Origin of the sequence: Yersinia hibernica, from assembly GCF_004124235.1 — a bacterium.
Lineage (GTDB): Bacteria > Pseudomonadota > Gammaproteobacteria > Enterobacterales > Enterobacteriaceae > Yersinia > Yersinia hibernica.
Genome location: NZ_CP032487.1, coordinates 2,943,747 through 2,967,516, shown reverse-complemented (window position 1 = coordinate 2,967,516; position 23,770 = coordinate 2,943,747). Strand labels below are relative to the sequence as shown.

Sequence of the window (23,770 nt, the reverse complement as noted above, 5' to 3'; positions counted from 1 at the left end):
AGTAACGCTTTTTGAGTGTTAATATATATAAATAAAATCAGATGGTTAAACTATAAATGGGGATGTGATGACAACACGAAATAGCCATAAAGATGCTGTTGAGCGGCAGTTTGGTGATCAGGCAAATGCCTATTTGACTAGTGTGGTGCATGCTCAGGGTAAAGATTTACAGCGCCTGGCGACACTACTGCAACCCCATGCTAATGCCCGCCTGCTTGATCTCGGTTGTGGTGCGGGGCATGCTAGTTTTGCGGCGGCGGCGGCAGTTAAATCGGTAGTTTCTTATGACCTCTCCGCACAAATGTTGGCGGTTGTCAGTCAGGCGGCAGCGGATAACAATCTGGCCAATATTGAAGTAAAACAAGGAGTAGCTGAGTCGTTACCCTTTGATGATCAGAGTTTTGATATTGTTATCAGCCGATATTCAGCCCATCACTGGCATGATGTTGGCCGGGCTTTACGCGAAGTTAAGCGGGTATTACGCCCCGGTGGTAAAGTGATATTTATGGATGTGGTCTCTCCCGGTCATCCTGTGTTGGATATTTATCTGCAAACTGTGGAGGTATTGCGTGATACTTCGCATGTACGTAATTACTCTCCGGGTGAATGGCTAGCGTTGTTTACCGAGGCAGGATTAGTCATTAATGAAGTGACTGCTGATCGGCTCTATTTGGAGTTCAGTAGCTGGATTGCCAGAATGCGTACACCGGCATATTTCACGACTGCAATCCGCGAGCTACAAAAATTAGCATCTGACAACGTGATTAATCATTATGAGATTCAAGCTGATGGCTCATTTACCAGCGATATTATGATGATTGTGGCCAGGCACAGTTAAGTAAATACAACCTTGGGCGGCGGTATAATATATCGACGTCCACATTTTGTTATGTTCATTTCTTCTCTGATGTGACATATATTCATTTATTTCCTCCTTATTCCCCTCACAATCATTGATCTTCTTTACATAGCATTACGTCCCCTTGCATTGGCCCACTCATAATTAACCTCACAAGGAAATGACATATAACCTGTAGTTGGAGCATATTATGAAATTATTACCTGTCATCGCCGCTGTACTTATTGCTAGCGCCTCATTCTCCACTATGGCTGCGCAAGAAGTCAGCTCAGAACAAGCAACGAAATTGCAAAGCATGGGAGTTATTTCGCTTTCTAATGTCAGTGGTTCACCGATGGATGTGGAATCGGCACTGAATGCAAAAGCGGATGCTGATGGTGCCAGTCATTACCGGATCATTGGTATCAGTAACCCGGGTGATTCAAGTAATTACAGTGCCAGTGCCGAGATTTACCGTTAATCTTTCACCATAGGTGATAGTTAATGAAATGAAGAGATACAGTATTGGTTATAAGCCCGATATGACAATAGCGATTTATTGTTATATCGGGTTTATTTATTTTGGTGCTTGGCCGTAATCATAAAGCCAGATTTTTTCTATTTATATGCTGAAAATAGTTAACTCTTAGAACAATCTTAATGAGAACTTAAGGAAAATAAGATGTTATTGTAGTCCATCCGGGTTTCCGAGGAGCGGCTATGTTAAACACTGTCCGGCGTAATTTTAAAAGTCAGTTTTCATATTTACAGCGTTTTATTGCCTCACCACGTACTGTTGGTACGTTGGCTCCTTCCTCGCCTTGGTTATGTCAGGCGATGCTGAACCAGATTGATTGGAAAAAAAACCTTAATATTGCTGAGTTAGGTGCTGCTGACGGGGTGCTCACGAAGCGAATTTTGTCGCATATGTCAGCGAGCTCACACTTGCAGGCTTATGAAATTCAGCCACATTTTGTGCATGCGTTACATCAGATAAACGATCCGCGTTTGCAGATTGCTTTCCGATCCGCTGAACAATTGGATCAAGATTACGATGTGGTGTTTTGCTGCCTGCCATTGTTATCAATCCCCACGAAGATAAGTATCAGGATATTACAGCAGGCCCAACAGCGTTTACGGGTAAACAAGGGGGTTTTGGTTTTGTTCCAATATAGCCATCTTTCCGAATCTTTATTATCCCGCTATTTCACCTGGAAAAAAATACGAGTAGTGCGTAATTTTCCGCCTGCTTTGGTCTATATTTGCCAGCCTCGTTAGAGCCGTAATCCTGATATTACCCTCATCAGTGCTGTGTCATCCCTCTGGTTTACCAGAGGATTATCAGGTGCAAAGCACAATTTTCTCTCCCAAGAGTAAAATTGAGGGTAACTTTCAGCCACTTTTGCCCATATGCTAATGTTGCAGCCAATTAAATTGAAAATACTAATGATAATAATTATCATGCGCGCTTGATTTTTATTATTACGTGAAATGTATGCGCTATTTTCAAACTTTATTGGTTCTTTGCCTGTTAATTCTTCCTTTCAGTAGCCAGGCAAAAAGTGTCACCGATATTCTCGGGCGTCAGGTGGTTGTGCCGGATAACCCGCTGCGCATTATTTTGGGTGAAAGCCGGATGTTATATACATTGGCGTTATTAGAACCGGGAAATCCGGCCCAACGTGTGATTGGTTGGCCCGCAGATCTTGAGCGTTTCGATGCGCAAAGCTGGCAGCTTTATACTCAAAAATTCCCTGAAATCGCGCAAATTCCAATAATCGGCAGCGGAAACATTCGTCAGATAAATATTGAGCGTCTAATCCAATTACAGCCCGACCTGATTATTTTGCCGCGATTTGCTCGTGCTGAAGACGATGATGGGATGTTGGCTGGCCTAACAAAAGCCGGTATCCCGGTTATCTATGTGGATTTACGCGTTGATTTGTTAAAACACACCGCCCCCAGCATTAAACTTTTGGGCGAGGTACTGAATCGCCAGGCCCGTGCAGAGCAATTTATCAATTTTTATCAGCAACATATGCAGCTTATCCAGCAACGCCTGGCTGATTATTCAGGGCGAAAACCGACTGTCATGCTGCATTTGCACCTCGGGCGACGCGAAAGTTGCTGCACCACTGCCTCTAAAGGCAGTCTCGGTGATTTGATTACTTTTGCCGGTGGCGACAATATCGCCACTTCTCGTATTAATAGCGTTTACGGCGAACTGAATCCAGAAAATGTGCTGCAAGCTAATCCTGATATCTATATTGCTACCGGTATGGCAGGCCCAACAGGAAAACGCTTCTCTAGCTTACAATTGGGGCCGTTGGTTAATGCTGAGCAGGCACAACACAGCTTCCAGCAAGTGTTGTCAGAACAACCGATTCTTTCCCACCTTAATGCCGTGACCCAAGGCCGGGCCTACAGTATTTGGCACAATTTCTACCTCAGTCCTTACCATGTTGTGGCGGTAGAAATGTTCGCTAACGCTTTCTATCCAGAGCTATTTTCCGATATTAATCCGCAACGTACTTTCCAACAATTATACCAACAATTTTTGCCATTACCTTTTTCAGGGATTTATTGGAGTCAGCGAGATAATGAAAATAATTAAGCGCCAGCATTTGCACTGGTGCGGCCTGCCGCTGCTGATTATGGGGCCTGCTACCCAGGCTGCGGATACTCAAACAGCGGCTAAAAATGGCGAGGAAAAAACTAAAATAGTGGTGATTGGCCAGCAACGCGACACCGACACCCAAAGTTACCAGCCGACCATGAACGTGACTGGAACACGTACAGAAACCAACCTGTTGAATGTGCCACAGGCGGTTAATGTGGTTCCACGACAAGTATTGCGTGATCAGGCGGTGCGTAACATTGATGAGGCGCTGTATAACGTCAGTGGTATTACCCAATCTAATACATTAGGTGGCACGCAAGATGCTGTCATCAAACGTGGGTTCGGTGATAACCGCGATGGCTCCATCTTGCGAGATGGCGTGCGTTCGGTACAAGCGCGTAATTTTACGCCGACCACTGAGCGGGTCGAGGTTCTGAAAGGCCCGGCATCCATGTTATATGGCATGGGGGAGCCGGGTGGGGTAATCAATATGATTACCAAGAAGCCGCAGTTAGTGCAGCAAACACATATTGAGGGTTGGGGCAGTAGCTTCAAAGGTGGCGGTGGCCAGTTAGATGTCACCGGCCCATTAGGCCAATCCGGTTTTGCCTATCGGATGATTGTTGATCATGATGAAACTGATTATTGGCGCAATTTTGGTCGGAATCGCCAAACCGTCGTCGCACCTTCAGTCATGTGGTTTGGTGAAATGACCACGGTACGTGTTGCTTACGAACATATGGAATATCTCACGCCTTTTGACCGCGGCACCATTATTGATAGCCGCACCGGCAAGCCGGTGGATACGCCACGAGATCGCCGCTTTGATGAGGCCTATAATGCGACTCGTGGTGACCAGGATAATATCACTCTGCAAATTGATCAGCTGCTCAATGACAACTGGAAGAGTTCCCTGACTTACGCTTATAACCGTAATCGTTATAGTGATAATCAAGCTCGGGCATTATTGTTAGACCCCATTACTGGCGTATTAAGTCGTCAGGCGGATGCGACGGCCAGTGCAGTTAGCCGTGCTCAGGCCGTACAGATGACACTTAATGGTGATTTTGCGCTAGCCAGCATTGGCCATCAGATGCTCTTTGGTTTTGATTATGAGGATAACCGCACATATCGTGGCGATATGATTCGGGGTAAAAAGAATTCAAATTTTAATATCTATCATCCGGTGTATGGTTTGATGCCACCCTCGGCGGCAGTCAGTGCTAAAGACAGTGATCAGCGCGAAAACCTGAAAAGTTATGGTTGGTTTATGCAAGACGCCATCGAATTGACTGATAAATGGATTGTACTGGCAGGTTTACGTTACGATCATTTTGATGTTTTTGCCGGTAAAGGTCGGCCTTTTATGACCAATACTGATAGCTCCGACAGCAAATTAGTGCCCCGCACTGGTGTGGTCTACAAGCTGACGCCAGAAGTTTCTTTGTATGGTAGTTACAGTGAATCTTTCAAACCTAATTCATCCATCGCCACCCAGATAGATTCATTGCCGCCGGAGCAAGGTCAGTCTTGGGAAATTGGCAGCAAAGTGGAATGGACTAATGGAGTGACGGGGACTTTGGCTCTGTTTGATATTGCCAAACGTAATGTCATGGTCAATGAATTAGTGAATGGTGAAACCATCACCCGCACTGCTGGCCGTGTACGCTCGCAGGGGGTTGAATTAGATGTTGCGGGGCAGTTGACGGATAATTTAAGTGCCATTGCCACTTATGCTTATACTGATGCAAGAGTAACGCAAGATCCTGATAATAAAGGTAATAAGATGGCCAATGTTGCCCGTAACAGTGCATCTCTGTTCTTGACGCAGGCATTGGGGGCTACCGGCTGGCAAAGTGGCGATGACCTAAGAATTGGTGCGGGGGCTCGTTATGTCGGGCGGCGTGCTGGTGATGCGGCAAACAGTTTTACCTTGGATGATTACACAGTGGCTGATGCATTTATTGCCTATTCATTACCGATTAATCATTATCGCGTGAAATGGCAGCTTAATGTGAAAAACTTCTTCGATAAAACCTATTATCCATCCAGTGGTGGTAATCTGCGGGTAGCGGTTGGCGAGCCCCGGCAGTTTGTATTACGTGCCAGTATTGATTTTTAATTACGGCCATCACCTGATGTGAATCAATGCGCGCATCGGGTGATGATAAAATATCATTGTTATTAGGTGTATAGTTAATTTTACATGCTTGTAACGTTTGCACTACTCTCAATTATAGGTATGATTTGCACCTGTATGCAGGGCGATGTGTAATCCAGTTTATCCGGTCAATAAGAGTGGCCGGTTTTTTTGATGTCGAGAATTTATCCTCAAAAGCGGATGCGAAAGGACTTTCAAGTAATGACACAGACTATCTTTATGGTCGGCGCACGCGGTGCAGGTAAGACAACAATAGGGAAAGCGTTGGCACAGGCGTTGGGATATCGCTTTATTGATACAGATTTATTTATGCAGCAAACTTTGCAGTCAAGTGTGGCCGAAATTGTCGCCCGTGAGGGGTGGGCGGGTTTTCGTCTACAGGAAAGCATGGCCCTACAGACAGTTACTGCACCTAAAACTGTGGTTGCGACCGGGGGCGGGGCGGTTTTATCTGATGAGAATCGTACATTTATGCGCCATCACGGGAATGTGATTTATCTGCGAGCATCAGCCAAGATATTGGCAGAGCGGCTGGCGGAAGATCCCGAAGATGCCCAGCGGCCAAGTTTGACGGGTAAACCGATTGTTGAGGAAATGCTAGATGTCTTGGCCAGTCGGGAACCGTTATATCAGGAAGTCGCCCACCATGTGCTAGATGCGACTCAGCCGCCAGCAGAGGTTGTTGAGCATATTTTGCAGATTTTAGTTGATGAAAAAGTGAGGTAGCGGGTTGGTTCAATCAGCCTGCCAGTAAAATTGCAAGATACGCTATTTATAGAGTGAATAGCTTGCCGACCTGATTGCCTGTTAATTATACGAAGCGTACAATTATCACCTACGTAATCATTTTGACGTAAATTATTTACGTCAATTAATGCCCTCAAGGCAAGGCCACCAAGGCAGGCCGATGAAAACTTTCAAATCGTTTATTCATCAACATACCAATTTTATGCCAGCATTTTGGTCAATATTGATTGTTATCTTTGAAACCTCGCTGGCGCTATACATTTTACGCAATCTCTAATCCTTCCTGATTTTTCGCTTGAGCAACCTTTACCCTTACTCTGATGCTGTGGCGGTATTGGTTGGTTGCGGCGTTTTATCCTAACAGCAACTTGCTACGAGCAGAAAATTGGCCCGGCAGGGCAAAATTGTATGCTTTCTCCACAACTGTTGCAGTGAATCCGGTTATGATCCCATTTCGTCATAATAATCAGTGACAGAACATTTGTAGTGACTCTAATATGAAAGCTCAATTTTGATTAAGACGCGGGTGCAAAACTATGCTGAAATTTAATGAGTATTTTACCGGGAAAGTGAAATCTATTGGTTTTGACAGTGACAGCATTGGGCAGGCTAGCGTTGGGGTGATGGAAAAGGGCGAGTACACATTCAGTACCGCTAAGCCGGAAGAGATGACCGTCATCACCGGCAGCTTAAAAGTGCTGATCCCTGGTTCATCCGGTTGGGAAGTGTTCAAGCCAGGTGAGACTTTCTATATCCCAGGGGAAAGTGAATTTAATTTACAAGTTGCTGAAGCATCTTCGTATTTGTGTAAGTATTTGAGCTAATTTATTCTTTGAGTTTGCCCTCTCCGTGCAGAGAGGGCGATACCCTTAGTTCGTGACGCCGCAGATATTAATGCTGCGCTTCGCCGCCGAGGGCTTCAATCAGATTTTTAATCAGGGCCGCTAACTCGCTGGTCATCAGAATAAAATCAGCATCAAAACGTTGTGCAAAATCTTCCCGATCAATATCTTCGTTCTGTTCACGCAAGGTATCTGAGAATTTCAAGCGTTTCAATGAACCGTCATCAGACAAAACGAGCTGAACACGTTCTTGCCAATCCAGCGCTAACTTGGTGACCAACTTACCGGCTTCAATATGCACTGCGATTTCATCACTGAATAAATCCTGTTTCTTACAGCGGATCACTCCACCATCTTCCAGAATAGCTTTCAGTTCAGCTTCATCCATCAGGGCAAAGCCGGCAGGCAATTCTTTGCTGCGAACCCACTCAGTTAAAGTCAGTTCAATCGGATTTTCTAATGTCAGAGGGACCACGGGTAAAGACCCCAGGCTTTTTCGCAGCAATGCCAAAGTATCTTCAGCACGTTTGGCACTGGCGGCATCGACCATAATCAGGTCATTGACAGTATCAATCCATAAGAAGGTTTGGTTAAAGCGACTGAATGCACGTGGCAATAAACTGTGCAAAACTTCATCTTTTAATGAGTCTTTTTCAGTTTTTTTCAGTTTGCGATGTTGTTCACCTTCCAACCGCTCTATTTTGGCTTGTAACTCTTGCTTAATCACTGGCGATGGCAAGATTTTCTCTTCTTTTCGTGCACAAATAACGATTTGACCATTAACCGTATGGGTTAATGCATCGCTGTGTGAACCCATCGGTGATACCCAACCGGTTTTTGCCATATCTTGACTGCCACACGGTGTGAAACTGAGGGCGCTTAACTGTTTCTCCATTTCATCCGCAGACAGTGAAACTTCCCGGCTCAAACGGTAAACCATTAAATTCTTAAACCACAGCATAGTATTATCCCTGGCTCGGGCGCGCTCAGAGCGCGCGAGTTAATCAAACGCAGGGCGGCATGATAACGAATTGAGGCGTCGTCCCCTAGTAAAAGAATAAGAAAAAAAGCGAACTGACCGGCAAATCGCAGCGGCGGATTTTTATCTGAAGGGCGAAAAACGAGGCAAAATGCAAAATTGCGAGTGACAAAGATTGTGTCGCGGCAATGTGTTGTCCAGAATAAAACAAAGCGCTTTTTATTATCATTATTGCCCTGAAATATCACAATAGATGTAGAGATAAGTGAGTTAACACCGTCGCAATACAACGAATAATCCTGTTGATGAGGTAAAGCGCGATGCGCATTGGTATAGATCTGGGTGGAACCAAAATAGAGGTTATTGCTTTAGCTAATGATGGACTGGAGCTTTTTCGCAAGCGAGTTGATACTCCGCGCCACGATTATCAACAAACCTTACAGGCGATGGTCGCGTTAGTTGCGGATGCAGAAAAGGCTACCGGGGAGCAGGGCAGTGTTGGCGTGGGGATCCCCGGCACACTTTCTCCTTTTACGGGCAAGGTGAAAAATGCCAATTCGGTATGGCTCAATGGGCAAGAGTTGGATAAGGACTTAGCAACGTTACTTTCTCGTCCGGTACGGTTAGCAAATGATGCTAACTGTCTGGCTGTTTCTGAGGCCACAGATGGCGCAGGTGCCGGCAAACACTTGGTATTTGCCGCTATTATCGGTACAGGTTGCGGTTCTGGTATTGCAATTGATGGGCGTGTGCATGCGGGCGGTAATGGCATCTCCGGTGAGTGGGGGCATAACCCGCTACCGTGGCAGGATGATGAAGAACGCCGCTATCAGCAGGAGGTCGCTTGTTATTGCGGTAAAAAAGGCTGTATTGAGACTTTTGTCTCCGGTACTGGTTTTGCTACTGACTATTTTCGTTTAAGTGGCCAGCTACTCAAAGGGCATGAAATTATGGCGTTGGTTGCACAGGGGGATGCACAGGCTGAGCAGGTCATCGTGAATTATGAGCGGCGGCTAGCTAAGTCATTAGCTCATGTCATTAACCTGTTTGACCCCGATGTTGTGGTATTAGGTGGCGGAATGAGTAATGTCGACCGCCTGTATAAAACATTGCCTGCATTAATCAGCCCTTGGGTATTTGGCGGTGAGTGTGAAACCCCAATTCGTAAAGCTTTACACGGGGATTCTAGTGGGGTGCGAGGGGCCGCTTGGCTGTGGCCAGCATCTGCCCTGCGGCCTTGACACTATGGTGTGGTTGAGAGTGTTGTTACCCAGCACCGCCCCATTTTCAGTCTTGATTGACTCGGAAGATATTATCTAAGCGGCTAACCCCCAATCCATTGACTTTCTTAACTTTAATTTGCACTGGAATTCGGTCTTTCATTGCTTCGACATGGCTGATAACCCCAATGGTTTTACCTGAGGCATTCAGGCTATCAAGGGCATCCAGTGCAGTATCCAGCGTCTCTGCATCCAAGGTGCCAAAGCCTTCATCAAGGAATAGCGAGTCAATACTGGTTTTATGGCTGACCAAATCTGATAGCGCCAAGGCTAGGGCTAAACTGACTAAGAAGCTTTCTCCCCCTGACAGTGTGCGGGTATCACGGATAGCGTCTGCTTGCCAGGTGTCCACCACTTGCAGCTCCAGCGCATCGCTGGTTTTACGCTGCAGTTGGTAGCGGCCATGCAGCCGACTGAGTTGGTTATTTGCCAGATAGACTAAATGATCGAGTGTCAGACCTTGTGCAAACTTGCGGAATTTATCGCCTTCTTTGGAACCGATTAAATGATTGAGGTAGCTCCAGTCATCATATTGTTGCTGACTACGTTCAATTTGCTCAAATAACGTATGTTGGTTGCCACGGCGAACCGTGTCGCTTTCTAACTGATTGCGTAATTCGCCTTGCCGTAATGTATTGGCTTTCAGTTGGGCCAGTAACTGCTCTGACCGCTGTTGTAATATTGCCAATTCGGAGGTTTGGCTGACCCCTGCGGGGCAAGAGAGTATAAGTTGTGCTAGCGCGTCACTGGCTTGCTGCTGGCGGATGTGTGCTTGTTGCAGCCGTTCGCTCAATTGTTGCTTTAATTGCTGCAAACGTTGCCTTTCTTCTTCATTGAGTAATGCGCTGGTTAAGGCATCCTCATCCTTAAATTCACTGTCTGCCAATGCGTGTTGTAATTCAGTTTGGGCTGCAGCCGCGCGCAGCTGACTTTGCTGTTTTTGCTGTAGCAGCGCCGCTAACTCACCGGATAGCAAGTTAAGTTGAGATTGTGCCTGTTGCAGCGCGTGAGATGCATTCTGCTGTGTCAACTCGGCCTGTTGCTGCTGTTGGCGTAATAACTGGCGTGCCTCTGTCACCTGAATATCACCAAACAGTGCCTGGCGTTGTTGCTGTTGTTGCTGGAACAAGGTTTCGGCTTGTTGATGCTGTTGGCTGAGCGCCGAGAGCTGGTCAATGCATTCTTGTAAATGGCGACGCTCATTTTCAATCTGCGTTTCCAGCGCTTTTTGGGCTAGAGCCAACTGCTGCAGCTCTTGTTGGTACTGCTGCCAGTGTTGATTTTCTTCTTCTCGCAGAGATAGCCAGTTCTGTTGTTGGTCTGTTTCAGGTAGCGATAGTGATAGTTCTGCCAGGGTATGACTAAAATCTTGGCGCGTTTTTACCCACTCAGCTTGTTGATGTTGCTGTTGTAAAAGCAGTTTCTGGTGAGATTGCTGGGCATCTTGTTGGCGCTGAATCACGAATGTTAATTGCTGTTGATGCTTCTGCTGCTGCTGTTCTACCTGAGCCAGAATATCTTTAGCTTGTTGATATTGCTGATTCAGCTGTTCATATTCAGTCCGTCTCTGTTGGCAGATTTGCTCTGATTGTTCCTGTTGCTGTAGCCAGGCGGCTAAAGCCGTAGGTTCATTCAAGGCAAATGTCAGCGCCAGTGGTTGTGTCAGTGTTTGCCATTGTTGTTGATAATCAGTCAATTGCTGCTGGCTGTACTGTAGCTCTTGCTCTAGGCGTAACTGCTGCTGTTGTGCATTTGCTACCTGAGTGCGTAATTCTGTTCCTACAGTGAAAAGCTGCTCAACCTGAAGTCGCAGTTCTTCAACTCGCATGGCCGTTTCTGAGGGTTTGACAGATTGATACTCAATAATAGCGGGGTGATCCAATGCCCCACATAATGGGCATGCCTTCCCCGGTTGCAGTTTGGCTCTCTCTGCCTCTAACTTGACTATTTTTTTTTCGCTCTCCAGTAAAGCTTCCAGATCCGTCAGATGTTGTTTTTGTTGTTTATATAACTGACGTTTTTCTGCCAACTGCTGTTCGAGTTGTTGTCGCTGCTGTTGTTGACCTGCTAATTGTTGCTGTTGTTTGTCATGCAGCGCTTGTACTTGTTGTGCCAGCGGTGATAACGCGGCTAATTGCTGTCGCACTGGCCGCTGTTGCTGGAGTTCAGACAGCTGTTGGTGTAATTGTGCTAAAGGTTGTTGCTGTTCAAGTGCTGACAATTGTTGCTGAATGCTGCCCGCCTGAGCATTGGCTTGGGCTAATGCGGTTTGCTGTTGTTTTTCTTGTTCATTTAGTGTGGCGATTTGCTGTTGTAAGGAGCTGAGCAATGCGACTTCTTGCTGTAATTGCTGCTCGCTTTCAACCAATTGTTTTTGCTGAATATGTAATTGGCGAAATTGCTCTCGCCACAAGGGTAGATTTTTTTCCCAGTGCTGATGATGAGCATGCTGGTGGGTATACTCCGTCAGTTGCTGCTGGCGCTGGTGGGTTTGCTTTAACTGTTGCTCATTTAATTCAACTTGTTGTTTAACATGCTGTTCTTTACTGCGTAACTGCTGTAGTTGTGTGGCAAGTAGCATTAATGCGTGCTGCTGTTGAGCAATAATGTTATCCAGTGGAACGACTTTTTGCTCGATCAGTGTTTCTTGTTCATGCTGCCTAGCTGCTTGCTGTTGGCGAGCAAGATTGGCCTGTTCCAGTGCGTGGGCTAGTGGTGTAAGTTGTGTCTGAAGTTGCTTTTGTTGTGCTGTCAGTGTGGTAACACGCAGTTGTATCTGCTGCAAATCCTGTAGGCTACGTGCGCGCTCATGCAATAAGGGGCGTAACTTTTCAGCGGGTTCACTGCGGGCCAGTCGTTGCAGTTCGGGCTGTGCTTGTTGATATTCTTGCTCAATGAGCTGCTGTTGTTGTTGATATTCGAGTACATTTTTTTGCTGCTGTTGCCAATGGGTGAGCCAATTTATTTGGTTTTGATTCACGTGTTGCTCTGCGGTGAACTGTTTTTCTTGTTCACTGAGTGCATCTAATTGTTGTGCTAAAGCTAAACGCTGTTCTTCATTAAGAAGCTCAATACCACTGGCACGTTGGTGCAATGTATCTAGCGCGAGCTTGGCCTGCTTATGCTGTTCAAAAACATGTTCAGATAACCGCCCATAGATATCGGTGCCGGTTAATTCTTCCAATAATTCCGCGCGGTCATTAGCATCGGCATTAAGGAACGCGGCGAATTGCCCCTGAGATAGCAGCATCGATTTGGTGAATCGGCCAAAATCCAGTCCGGTGATCGCAGCAATCATATCAAGCTTATCACGCACTTTATCCGCCAGGATTTTGCCATCTTCACACAGCGCCAGCTCAACTTTAGGGGCTTGTAGATTTCCCTCCGGGCTATTTTTGGCACGGCGCTGGCTCCAGAACGCGCGATAACGTGTTCCTTTTACCTCGAATTCAACTTCAGCTAGCGACTCCGCAGTGTGGCGAGTCATCAGTTCGTTTTGGCTAGGAGTGACATTCAAACGCGGAGTTTGGTGGTATAGCGCGAGACAAATGGCATCAAGCAGCGTGGTTTTACCCGCCCCTGTCGGGCCGGTGATAGCGAATAATCCGCTGCTGGCAAAGGGCTCTGCAGTGAAATCAATCTTCCATTCACCTTGTAGAGAATTAATATTTTTCAGCCGTAAACTTAAAATTCTCATGTCAGTTGTTCCTCTGCAGCATCTTTACCTTGTGTGATGTCCTCCACCACTTGATTGAACATTTGGCGCATGCGCTCTTGGCGTGGCTCGGCTAAATCCGCCTCTTGCGCCAACCGGCGCTCAAATACATCCGTGACATTTAGCTCATTGAGAGTTTCTTTTTCTTGGCGTTCAATGCTGTGATTGCGCTGCTCTTTACTGCGCCGTAGTAGTACCACTTCCACTGGCAGTTCCGCAGCCAGTGCCTGTATTCGCCTTTGAATATCAGTGAGATAGTCCTGTGTTACGACTTCGATATCTAGCCATACCGGTAAGCCCTGATGGTGAGCAAATTCGGCTAGCTGTTGCTCTATTTGCGCCAAATCGCCTTTGACGAGTTTCATTGGTTGAAATTGTGGGATGAAGAGTGGGGTCACTGATGCTAAAGCTTGCTGAGCAAACTCAACCAAATAGACACTTTTTTCTCTGCCCAACTCATCAAAACTTAACGCGATGGGGGAACCGCTGTAGCGGATATGCTCGGTTTTTGCCACTTGCTGAGCGCGATGGATATGGCCCAGCGCAATATAATCCGCCGGGGGGAAAGCTTGAGCCGGGAAAGCATCCAATGTGCCGATGTAAATATCACGCACCGAGTCGGTGGTGGTGACCCCCACGGTGGTTAAATGCCCGGTGGCAATAATAGGTAGGGGCAACCCTAGTTCAGTGCGCTGTACCACTGCCCGCTGATAAAGCGCCTGATAGTGAGCGGCAATAGCTTCTTGTAATGCCAGTTGTTTTTGCCCACCGGATTCACCGGCCTGACTGGTGACTAAATCGCGTGGTCGCAAAAAAGGAATCGCGCAAAGTAGGGCCGCTGGTTGGCCTTGACGGTCTTTCAGAATAATAACTTGTTGATCCAGATTGCTATTAGCGCAAGAAATGACGGTGGTATTCAAATAAGAAAGCAGACCCCGAGACTCATTCAGTGTTGCTACTGAATCATGATTCCCCCCTAACACAACCAACTGGCAACTTGTTGCTTGGAGTTCGGCGACAAAACGGTTATACAGCTCACGGGCATAGCTGGGTGGCGAGCCAGTATCAAAAATATCACCCGCTACAATCAGCGCATCAACCTGATTTTCTTCAATTTGTTCAATAAGCCAGTGCAAAAAGGCCTGATGTTCAGGCGCACGGCTTTTGGTAAAGAAATGCTGGCCTAGATGCCAGTCAGAGGTGTGAATAATGCGCATAAATCTCCCGCTATGGCAGGTGGTCTTTCTAAGATAATGGCGCTGATTATAAACGTTGCCCGCCGGATGTCGCGGCCAAAAGCAGGGGGAGAGAGAAATCTCCGAGACGCCTCGCAAACTTGAGTGCTGCATTTTACAATTATCATGAAATTTTTCACTATGCTTATTGCTTGCAAGAGCGCGATGTTTTTCATAAAAATGTCATAAAAGTGACGCATAATGGCTTCCGAAATCAAGTAGTGACCACTAACTTACTGGCAGGGTTAATGATGGCAAGACGCATACTGGTAGTTGAAGATGAAGCCCCCATCCGTGAGATGGTGTGTTTTGTGTTGGAACAGAATGGCTACCAACCGTTAGAAGCCGAGGACTATGACAGTGCAGTGACTCGTTTATCGGAGCCTTTCCCCGATTTAGTGTTATTGGACTGGATGTTACCTGGAGGTTCAGGTATTCAGTTTATTAAACACATGAAACGTGAAGCGCTGACCCGCGATATCCCAGTGATGATGTTGACCGCCCGTGGCGAAGAGGAAGACCGAGTGCGCGGTTTGGAAGTGGGAGCTGATGACTACATTACCAAACCTTTTTCACCCAAAGAATTGGTGGCGCGCATCAAAGCTGTTATGCGCCGGATCTCACCAATGGCAGTTGAAGAAGTGATTGAAATGCAAGGGTTAAGTTTAGATCCTTCCTCGCATAGAGTGATGGCCAATGAGCAAGCGCTAGATATGGGGCCGACCGAGTTTAAGTTATTGCACTTCTTTATGACCCATCCTGAGCGAGTTTACAGCCGGGAACAGTTGCTTAATTATGTCTGGGGCACTAACGTTTATGTAGAAGACCGCACTGTTGATGTGCATATTCGTCGGCTACGTAAGGCGCTTGAAATTGATGGCCATGACAGAATGGTACAAACTGTCCGGGGAACCGGATACCGTTTCTCAACGCGCTACTGAGTTTTCAGTGCCGGAGAATTCGTTGTGTTAGAACGTTTATCATGGAAAACGCTGGCGTTAGAGCTGGCCCTTTTTTGTCTGCCCGCATTATTGTTAGGTGCCTTTATCGGGCACCTTCCTTGGCTATTATTGGTTTCAGTTATCGCGGCGCTGGTCTGGAATTTCTATAACCAACTCAAATTATCTCATTGGCTGTGGTTAGACCGCAGCATGACTCCGCCTGCGGGGCGCTGGAGCTGGGAACCTTTATTTTACGGCTTATATCAGATGCAATTGCGCAACCGGCGGCGGCGGCGTGAATTGGCTTTACTTATCAAGCGGTTCCGTAGCGGTGCCGAATCATTACCTGATGCAGTCGTTATGACGACAATTGATGGCAATATTTTCTGGTGTAATGGTTTGGCGCAGCAATTGCTGGGGTTCCGTTGGCCGGAAGATAATGGCCAGCATATTCTTAACTTGCTGCGCTACCCTGAATTCAGTCAGTACCTACAGCAGCAAGAGTTTTCCCGCCCATTGACCCTGCAACTGAATAATGGTTATTACGTTGAGTTCCGCGTGATGCCATATTCTGAGGGGCAATTGCTGATGGTGGCCCGTGATGTTACCCAAATGCGCCAGCTCGAAGGGGCACGGCGTAATTTCTTTGCCAATGTCAGTCATGAGCTGCGCACTCCTCTGACCGTCTTGCAGGGCTATCTGGAAATGATGCACGATCAAGAGTTGGCGGGGCCATTACGGGATAAAGCTCTGGGGACGATGCAGGAACAGACCAAACGTATGGATGGGTTGGTGAAACAATTATTGACGCTGTCGCGAATTGAAGCTGCGCCAAGTATAGATATGAATGAACAGGTCGATATTCCGCGTATGCTGAAAATGTTGCAGCATGAGGTGCAAGCATTAAGCGACGGGCGTCATGAAATTACTTTCCGTATCAATGAGCAACTCAAAGTGTTCGGTAATGAAGATCAACTGCGCAGCGCGGTGTCTAATCTGGTCTATAACGCGGTCAATCACACACCAAATGGCACCAAGATTGAAGTGTGCTGGCAGCGCACTGCACAAGGTGCACAATTTCAGGTAAGTGATAATGGGCCGGGCATTGGCCCTGAGCATCTGCCGCGTCTTACCGAGCGCTTTTATCGGGTGGATAAAGCCCGCTCAAGACAGACGGGGGGCAGTGGCTTGGGGTTGGCCATTGTGAAGCATGCATTGAGCCATCACGAGGCACGTTTGGAGATTATGAGTGAAATCGGCTTGGGGACGAGATTTATTTTTACCTTGCCGAATCGGTTGATTGTTCCGCCGGTTTTAACCGAGAATGCAGTCAAATCCTAAGATTGCATGGACACCAAGCTGATGAAATGGGGAAAACTGGCACTGTTACATGCTCTGCTCGGGTGCTGCTGGGGGGCTTATGCACTACCTGTCGCGGTTTCGCCTGTTGCAGAGGTGCAGGCGCTAAAACCTCATGCTTTGTCCGGTAATCTTTCCAGTGTCGGCTCCGATACCTTAGCTAACTTGATGTTTTTATGGGCTGATGATTTCAATCGCCATTATCCCGGCGTTAACTTACAAATACAGGCAGCAGGTTCCTCTACCGCCCCGGCGGCATTGGCGGCAGGGGCGACGCAACTCGGCCCGATGAGCCGGCCAATGAAAGCTGCTGAAGTCACCGCATTTACGCAACGTTATGGTTATCCACCGCTGGCTGTCCCGGTGGCGGTAGATGCATTGGTGGTTTTTGTTCATCAGGATAACCCACTGAATAAAATCACTTTATCTCAACTTGATGCTGTTTTTTCGCAAAATCGCCGATGCGGCGAATCTCAGCGTATTCAGCGTTTTGGCGAACTCGGGTTGACGGGACGTTGGGCGGCGCTATCTTTGCAGCGCTATAGTCGAAACTCAGCTTCTGGCACCTATGGTTTCTTCAAACAGCGAGTGCTCTGTGATGGTGATTTTGATAATAATATCAATGAATTGCCAGGGTCGGCTTCCGTGGTGCAGGCGGTCGCCGGTTCATTAAATGCCATTGGCTATGCCAGTATCGGCTTTCGAAACAGCGGCGTTAAATCACTTTCACTGGCTGCCAATGGCCAAGATTATGTGATGCCGACTGCCGAGAATGTCAAAAATGGGCGCTACCCCTTATCGCGCTATCTGTATATTTATATCAATAAAGTACCGGGTAAGCCGCTAGAGCCGCTGACTGCGGCCTTTTTTGAGCGTGTTTTATCGCCAGAAGGGCAAAAACGTGTGACTCATGATGGCTACTTGCCCCTGCCCCCTGAGATGCTGAAGCATACTCGAAAAGAGTTGGGTTTTGCTGATTGATTTGTTAACAGTTGGATATAAATGATACAAATCATATGGCGTGTATTTTTCTAAATCTGGAATTATTGACTGGTTTGGTTAAATTATCTGGACGAAGGCTCTGCTTTTGTGATCCAGACTTGCCTTTCTCCGCTATAAACGGTCTACTTACCGCCGTTGTTGGCCTATTCCACCTGCAAATAACTTCAAAAACACTGCATACTGACGAAATTGATTGCTTATTAACCGCCGGAGTTTGCGTTTATCAGAGCTTTGTATCGTTTCATCACGTCGGGAAGACCACAACTTAGGACTTTTTCTTTTGGTCATTTAACTAGGCAACACACATCACTATGAGTCATCGTTTATCATCTAAAGATATTATGGCATTAGGTTTTATGACCTTTGCCTTGTTTGTTGGCGCGGGTAACATCATCTTCCCACCGATGGTTGGTTTACAATCGGGTGAACATGTTTGGTGGGCCGCTTTGGGCTTCCTGATTACTGCGGTTGGATTACCGGTAATTACCGTTATCGCGCTGGCTCGTGTGGGTGGCGGTATTGATGCTCTGAGTACGCCAATCGGCCGTGGTGCGGGCCTAGTTCTGGCTACCGTCTGTTATCTGGCGGTTGGGCCACTGTTTGCAACCCCGCGCACCGCCACGGTCTCTTTCGAAGTGGGTATTGCCCCTTTGACCGGTGATGGCCCGCTGCCACTGTTTATCTATAGTGTGGTTTATTTTGCGCTGGTCATCGGGATTTCGCTGTATCCGGGGCGTTTACTGGATACCGTCGGGCATATTCTGGCGCCGCTGAAAATTCTGGCGCTGGCTATTTTGGGTATTGCCGCCTTGATTTGGCCCGCCGGCCCGTTGATTCCTGCCACTGATGCTTACCAACAAGCCGCATTCTCTTCGGGTTTCGTCAATGGCTATCTGACCATGGATACCTTAGGGGCCTTGGTGTTCGGTATTGTCATTGTTAATGCAGCCCGCTCACGTGGCGTGGTTTCTGCTGGGTTACTGACGCGCTATACCATCTGGGCGGGTTTGATTGCCGGTATTGGTTTGACTCTGGTTTATCTGAGCTTGTTTAAGCTGGGTTCCAGCAGTGGTAGCCTGGTGCCAGAGGCACAAAATGGTGCGGTGGTATTACATGCTTATGTTCAGCACACCTTTGGTGGTTTGGGCAGTGTGTTCTTGGCCGCCTTGATTTTCATCGCCTGTATGGTGACCGCCGTCGGCCTAACCTGTGCTTGCGCAGAGTTTTTCGCCCAGTATTTGCCACTGTCATACCGCACATTGGTGTTTATCCTCGGTATTTTCTCGATGATGGTATCGAATTTGGGGCTAAGCCACCTGATTCAGATTTCCATTCCAGTGCTGACGGCGATTTATCCACCTTGTATTGTGCTGGTGCTGATGAGTTTCACTTTGCGCTGGTGGCATCATGCTTCCCGTATCGTGGCTCCAGTCATGTTGGTCAGTTTGCTGTTCGGTATCCTTGATGCGGTAAAAGCCTCGACTTTTGCCCATTTCCTGCCGGAATGGACTCAGCATCTTCCCTTGGCTGAGCAAGGTCTGGCATGGTTATCGCCGTCCCTACTGGTATTCGTCGTCGTAGGGTTGTACGATCGCCTGTGCTGTCGTCAGGAAGTTGCTGCTAAGCAATAACTGCACAGTCATCGGATATTTTTAGCCACGGCTCATCCCCGTGGCTTTTTGCTGAAAAAAGACGGGATAAAGTTCATGGAATTACCAGTCAAAAATAAGCTAAAACGCGGCCTGACAACGCGCCACATTCGCTTTATGGCATTGGGGTCAGCAATAGGTACCGGCTTATTCTATGGTTCGGCTGATGCAATAAGACTGGCTGGGCCAAGCGTATTATTGGCGTACCTGATTGGTGGCGTGGTGGCATTTATCATCATGCGCGCCTTGGGTGAGATGTCAGTGAATAATCCGCAAGCCAGCTCATTCTCACGCTATGCGCAAGATTACCTCGGGCCAATGGCCGGTTATATCACCGGCTGGACTTATTGCTTTGAAATCCTGATTGTTGCTATTGCCGATGTGACCGCGTTCGGTATCTATATGGGGGTCTGGTTCCCTGATGTGCCTCATTGGGTATGGGTGCTGAGTGTTGTTCTTATCATTGGCGCAGTCAATATGATGAGCGTTAAGGTGTTCGGCGAGCTGGAATTCTGGTTCTCATTCTTTAAAGTCGCCACCATTATTATCATGATTCTGGCCGGTATTGGCATCATCGTTTGGGGCATTGGTAATGGTGGGCAGCCGACTGGCATCCATAATTTATGGACCAACGGCGGTTTCTTCAGTAACGGTTTTGTCGGCATGATCCTGTCATTGCAATTGGTGATGTTTGCTTATGGCGGGATTGAGATTATCGGTATCACTGCCGGTGAGGCCGAAGACCCGAAAAAATCTATTCCGAAGGCCATTAACTCGGTGCCATGGCGTATTCTTATGTTCTATGTCGGCACGCTGTTTGTCATTATGTCGATTTACCCATGGAATCAGGTTGGCACTAACGGCAGCCCATTTGTTCTGACTTTCCAGCACATGGGGATTACTGTGGCGGCGGGTATTCTGAACTTTGTGGTTATCACCGCATCATTATCTGCTATTAACAGTGATGTATTTGGGGTGGGCCGAATGCTAAACGGGATGGCTGAGCAGGGCCATGCACCTAAAGCCTTCGCGGCTATTTCTAAGCGCGGTGTGCCGTGGGTCACGGTGTTGGTGATGATGTTTGCCATGCTGATTGCCGTGTATCTGAACTACATCATGCCGGAAAATGTGTTCCTGGTGATTGCCTCACTGGCGACCTTTGCCACCGTTTGGGTGTGGATTATGATCCTGTTCTCCCAGATTGGTTTCCGCCGCTCATTGAGCCAAGATCAAGTTAAGGCGTTGGATTTCCCGCTGCGTGGTGGCACCTTGACTTCCGTGCTGGCTATCATTTTCTTGGTATTTATCATCGGCCTGATTGGTTGGTTCCCGGCGACCCGCGTTTCATTGTATGTCGGGCTGGTATGGATTGCCTTGTTGCTGGTGGGGTATTACTTCAAAGTCAGCCATCAGAAGAAAAAAGCGGCTATGCCGAGCGCTGAAGAGTAAAAGTGTCGCCAGAGCGCATATCAAGCCGGGAGATGTCCCGGCTTTTTTATTTCGCTCGACACGTTACCATGGAACAATCTTCTCTCCACCCCTGGCCTCATCCCCCATATTTATGCTGACAGATGAGGGGCTGCTGCTTATAACGTGGCATTGTTGATAGCGGTTATATTCATACAGGTGAATGTGTCGCGGCGTTAATGCCTGCACCAGATAGCCTTAACAGCAATCGTTTTGGTTAAAGCAGGAGAATTTTATGCTGAGTGGTTGGCATCTACCGGTCGCGCCTTTCGTCCGTCAGCGGGGCAATGCATTACACATTACACTCTGGCTACAGGGCGAAAATGTGCCTACCCAGGTTTTTTTGCGCTGTGAGCCAGATAATGAAGAGTGGCTGCTGACCATGCGGGGTGAGTGGCGCGATGGTTTTTGGCGTTATCGCGCGACATTGCCATTACATGAAGGTCAGCCAGTGCGGCGTTATTGTTTCAAATTGCTGTGGAATGACAATCAACAGTGGCTTGGCCCATTAGGTTTTTCAGTGGTTCCGCCCGCACAATTGGCTCAGTTTGCTATTGAGTTACCTGATAGCGGCCCCGATTGGGTGGCTGATCAGATTTTTTATCAAATCTTTCCTGATCGTTTTGCTAGCAGCCAAGCAGAATATGGGGTGCAGGATGGCAGTTATTTCCATCATGCCGCCGGTAACCCGGTTGCGCGCCGCGATTGGCAGCAACCACTTGATGATGTGAATGCCGCGTCGACATTCTATGGCGGCGACTTAGCCGGTATCAGTCAAAAACTCCCTTACTTGCAGCAGTTGGGGGTAACCGCCCTCTATCTCAACCCGATTTTTACTGCGCCCAGTGTGCATAAATATGATACGCAAGATTATTATCAGGTTGATCCCTACCTCGGTGGCGAGCAGGCTTTCCTGCAATTACGTCGCGCAACTCATGATGCGGGCATCAAATTGGTGCTGGATGGGGTGTTTAATCATACCGGGGATTCCCATCATTGGTTTGACCGCCATCAGCAAGGGGCGAATGGGGCCTGCCATCACCCCGATTCCCCCTATCGCGGCTGGTTTAATTTTTTCCCTGATGGGCGGGCGCTAGATTGGAAAGGCAATGCCAGCTTACCAAAACTCAATTTCGCCAATCCGGCGGTGGTCAATAAAATTTACCGCGCTGAAGACAGTGTAGTGCGCCATTGGCTAAAACCGCCTTACAGTATTGATGGCTGGCGGCTGGATGTGGTGCATATGTTGGGAGAAGAGGGCGGCGCACAAGGGAATTTACAGCATCTGGCGGGTATTTATCAGGCGGCAAAAGCCCAGAATCCAGCGGCCTATATTCTGGGCGAACACTTTGGCGATGCACGGAATTGGCTGCATGCCGGTGTCGAGGATGCGGCAATGAATTATATGGGGTTTGCCTTGCCAGTGCGCAGCTTCCTAGCCGGGCAAGATGTGGCTTATCACCCAATAAAACTCCGTGCTGAGGATTGCGCTTATTGGATGGATGAATACCGTGCCGGTTTACCTCATGGTCATCAGCTACGTTTATTTAACCAGTTGGATAGCCACGATACCGCCCGATTTATTACTTTGCTCAATGGCGATAAAAAACGCATGCAAATGGCGCTGGTGTGGCTGTTTAGCTGGATTGGTGTGCCTTGCTTGTTTTATGGCGATGAAATTGGCCTGGATGGGGGCAATGACCCATTCTGCCGCAAACCTTTCCCATGGGATGAGACTCAGTGGGATGATGATTTGCTGAAATTGTGTCAGCAAATGGCCGCTTTACGGCACCAAAGTTTGGCACTGCGGCGCGGTGGCTGCCAGATTATTCACGCCAATGGTGATTCTCTAATATTCATTCGCAGTTATCAGCGTGAGCGGGTGATGGTGGCCATCCAGCGCCACGGCGATAGCAATATTTTATTACCGCGCTCTCCTTTACTGAATGTTGCACAGTGGCAATGTTGGGCGGGGGGCGGCCAACTGAATATCACGGATGCGGGTGTTAACCTGCAATTGTCGGGTGAAAGTGTGACGCTATGGCGTGGTGTTGGTGAGTGCTAACTTAAGAATTGGTGCGGTACTGTCAATATTAAAAGCGGCTAAGTGCCGCTTTTTCTTTGGTTGAGATACTATGTATATGATGGACATCGACAGTTACCAGATAAATTCACCGAAGGGAAAATATTATGAGCACATCGAAAAGACAGGCATTGATTATCGGGGCTTCTCGCGGATTGGGTCTGGGGTTAGTTGATGAGCTTACTCGCCGCGGATGGTCAGTGACGGCGACAACTCGTGGTGTCGCAAAAGATACTGCCGCCCATGCCGCCCATTGGTTAACATTGGATATTAACCAACCTGACAGTATTAACGCGTTTTTACCGCAGGTGCAGGGCCAGATATTTGACCTGGTATTTGTTAATGCCGGTATCTCTGGGCCAGAGCATCAATCCGCGGTTGATGCCAAACCGGAGGAGATTCTCGAGTTATTTCAAACCAATGCGATTTCACCTATCCGTATTGCCCAGCGCCTGCTGCCACAGCGCAATCCAGCCCACAGTGTATTCGCTTTTATGTCCTCACAGTTAGGCAGCCTGGGGCATAATGCTTCCGGACATAAGCCGTTGTATTCCGCTAGTAAAGCGGCATTAAATATGATGACGCGCAATTTGGTTGCTGAGGTGGCCGACCCGTCGCTGACCGTGTTATCTATTCATCCCGGTTGGGTAAAAACCGACATGGGCGGCGACGCCGCCCCACTGACGATAGCGACGAGTGTCAAAGGGGTCGTTGACCAAATCGAACGCGCTGCGGGCAAAGGAGGGCACGGCTTTATTGACTATCAAGGGCATACCTTGCCGTGGTGATGTAAAGCACGAATTAATTTCCCCCATCGCTATATTGATGGGGGATTGGCATCATGCCAGATTA

The 23,770-nt window shown here is 47.8% G+C and carries 18 protein-coding genes; 15 read left to right on the top strand and 3 right to left on the bottom strand.

Annotated features, from left to right (window positions below; translation table 11 throughout):
- Positions 1-67 precede the first annotated feature (67 nt).
- From D5F51_RS14015 to ppnP, 7 genes are all read left to right on the top strand, one after another.
- The gene (locus tag D5F51_RS14015; RefSeq protein WP_129197396.1) at positions 68-838 is read left to right on the top strand and encodes a class I SAM-dependent methyltransferase; all 771 of its coding nucleotides are present in this window, start codon (positions 68-70) and stop codon (positions 836-838) included.
- 211 nt (positions 839-1,049) lie between these two features.
- Entirely contained in the window at positions 1,050-1,319 is a 270-nt protein-coding gene (locus D5F51_RS14010) for a YdgH/BhsA/McbA-like domain containing protein (protein ID WP_025377376.1), read from the top strand.
- A gap of 239 nt (positions 1,320-1,558) precedes the next feature.
- Positions 1,559-2,116 (top strand): class I SAM-dependent methyltransferase, encoded by a 558-nt coding sequence (locus D5F51_RS14005; protein ID WP_025377377.1) that lies wholly within the window; start codon positions 1,559-1,561, stop codon positions 2,114-2,116.
- 217 nt (positions 2,117-2,333) lie between these two features.
- Positions 2,334-3,452: an ABC transporter substrate-binding protein gene (locus D5F51_RS14000; protein WP_129197394.1), complete on the top strand. Its 1,119-nt coding sequence runs from the start codon at positions 2,334-2,336 to the stop codon at positions 3,450-3,452.
- Positions 3,439-5,580 (top strand): TonB-dependent siderophore receptor, encoded by a 2,142-nt coding sequence (locus tag D5F51_RS13995; RefSeq protein WP_129197392.1) that lies wholly within the window; start codon positions 3,439-3,441, stop codon positions 5,578-5,580. Before D5F51_RS14000 ends, D5F51_RS13995 begins: the two co-directional genes overlap by 14 nt.
- Before the next feature lie 240 nt (positions 5,581-5,820).
- Positions 5,821-6,345 carry a shikimate kinase AroL gene (aroL, locus tag D5F51_RS13990; RefSeq protein WP_025377380.1) on the top strand — a complete coding sequence of 175 codons (525 nt, stop codon included), beginning with the start codon at positions 5,821-5,823 and terminating at the stop codon, positions 6,343-6,345.
- A gap of 557 nt (positions 6,346-6,902) precedes the next feature.
- Entirely contained in the window at positions 6,903-7,190 is a 288-nt protein-coding gene (ppnP, locus tag D5F51_RS13985; RefSeq protein ID WP_025377381.1) for a pyrimidine/purine nucleoside phosphorylase, read from the top strand.
- A 67-nt stretch (positions 7,191-7,257) separates the two neighbouring features.
- Here the strand turns inward: ppnP and rdgC are convergent, their stop codons facing one another.
- A complete protein-coding gene (rdgC, locus tag D5F51_RS13980; protein WP_004392281.1) occupies positions 7,258-8,169 on the bottom strand; it encodes a recombination-associated protein RdgC in 912 nt (303 codons plus the stop codon).
- Positions 8,170-8,507: 338 nt separating this feature from the next.
- Here rdgC and mak point away from each other — a divergent pair, with 338 nt between their 5' ends.
- Positions 8,508-9,428, top strand: a complete 921-nt coding sequence (gene mak / locus D5F51_RS13975; RefSeq protein WP_129197390.1) for a fructokinase — start codon at positions 8,508-8,510, stop codon at positions 9,426-9,428.
- 46 nt (positions 9,429-9,474) lie between these two features.
- Here mak and D5F51_RS13970 read toward each other — a convergent pair whose 3' ends face one another.
- Both D5F51_RS13970 and sbcD read right to left on the bottom strand, forming a co-directional pair.
- Positions 9,475-13,164, bottom strand: a complete 3,690-nt coding sequence (locus D5F51_RS13970) for an SbcC/MukB-like Walker B domain-containing protein (RefSeq protein WP_129197388.1) — start codon at positions 13,162-13,164, stop codon at positions 9,475-9,477.
- Positions 13,161-14,399 (bottom strand): exonuclease subunit SbcD, encoded by a 1,239-nt coding sequence (gene sbcD / locus D5F51_RS13965; RefSeq protein WP_129197386.1) that lies wholly within the window; start codon positions 14,397-14,399, stop codon positions 13,161-13,163. The genes D5F51_RS13970 and sbcD overlap by 4 nt, the downstream gene beginning before the upstream one ends.
- A gap of 269 nt (positions 14,400-14,668) precedes the next feature.
- On the opposite strand from sbcD, the gene phoB reads away from it, so the two are divergent.
- The 7 genes from phoB to D5F51_RS13930 all read left to right on the top strand — a co-directional run bounded on the left by phoB (position 14,669) and on the right by D5F51_RS13930 (position 23,706).
- Entirely contained in the window at positions 14,669-15,358 is a 690-nt protein-coding gene (phoB, locus tag D5F51_RS13960; RefSeq protein WP_025377384.1) for a phosphate response regulator transcription factor PhoB, read from the top strand.
- A 24-nt stretch (positions 15,359-15,382) separates the two neighbouring features.
- Positions 15,383-16,699, top strand: a complete 1,317-nt coding sequence (gene phoR, locus D5F51_RS13955) for a phosphate regulon sensor histidine kinase PhoR (RefSeq protein ID WP_129197384.1) — start codon at positions 15,383-15,385, stop codon at positions 16,697-16,699.
- 21 nt (positions 16,700-16,720) lie between these two features.
- Positions 16,721-17,698, top strand: coding sequence for a PstS family phosphate ABC transporter substrate-binding protein (locus D5F51_RS13950; protein WP_129197382.1), 978 nt, complete (start codon positions 16,721-16,723; stop codon positions 17,696-17,698).
- Positions 17,699-18,030: 332 nt separating this feature from the next.
- Positions 18,031-19,350, top strand: a complete 1,320-nt coding sequence (gene brnQ, locus D5F51_RS13945) for a branched-chain amino acid transport system II carrier protein (RefSeq protein WP_129197380.1) — start codon at positions 18,031-18,033, stop codon at positions 19,348-19,350.
- Between the two features lie 75 nt (positions 19,351-19,425).
- Positions 19,426-20,817, top strand: a complete 1,392-nt coding sequence (gene proY, locus D5F51_RS13940; protein WP_129197378.1) for a proline-specific permease ProY — start codon at positions 19,426-19,428, stop codon at positions 20,815-20,817.
- Positions 20,818-21,070: 253 nt separating this feature from the next.
- Entirely contained in the window at positions 21,071-22,900 is a 1,830-nt protein-coding gene (gene malZ, locus D5F51_RS13935; RefSeq protein WP_129197376.1) for a maltodextrin glucosidase, read from the top strand.
- A 125-nt stretch (positions 22,901-23,025) separates the two neighbouring features.
- Complete coding sequence (locus D5F51_RS13930; protein WP_129197374.1) at positions 23,026-23,706, top strand: SDR family oxidoreductase; 681 nt, start codon at positions 23,026-23,028, stop codon at positions 23,704-23,706.
- Positions 23,707-23,770: the final 64 nt, after the last annotated feature.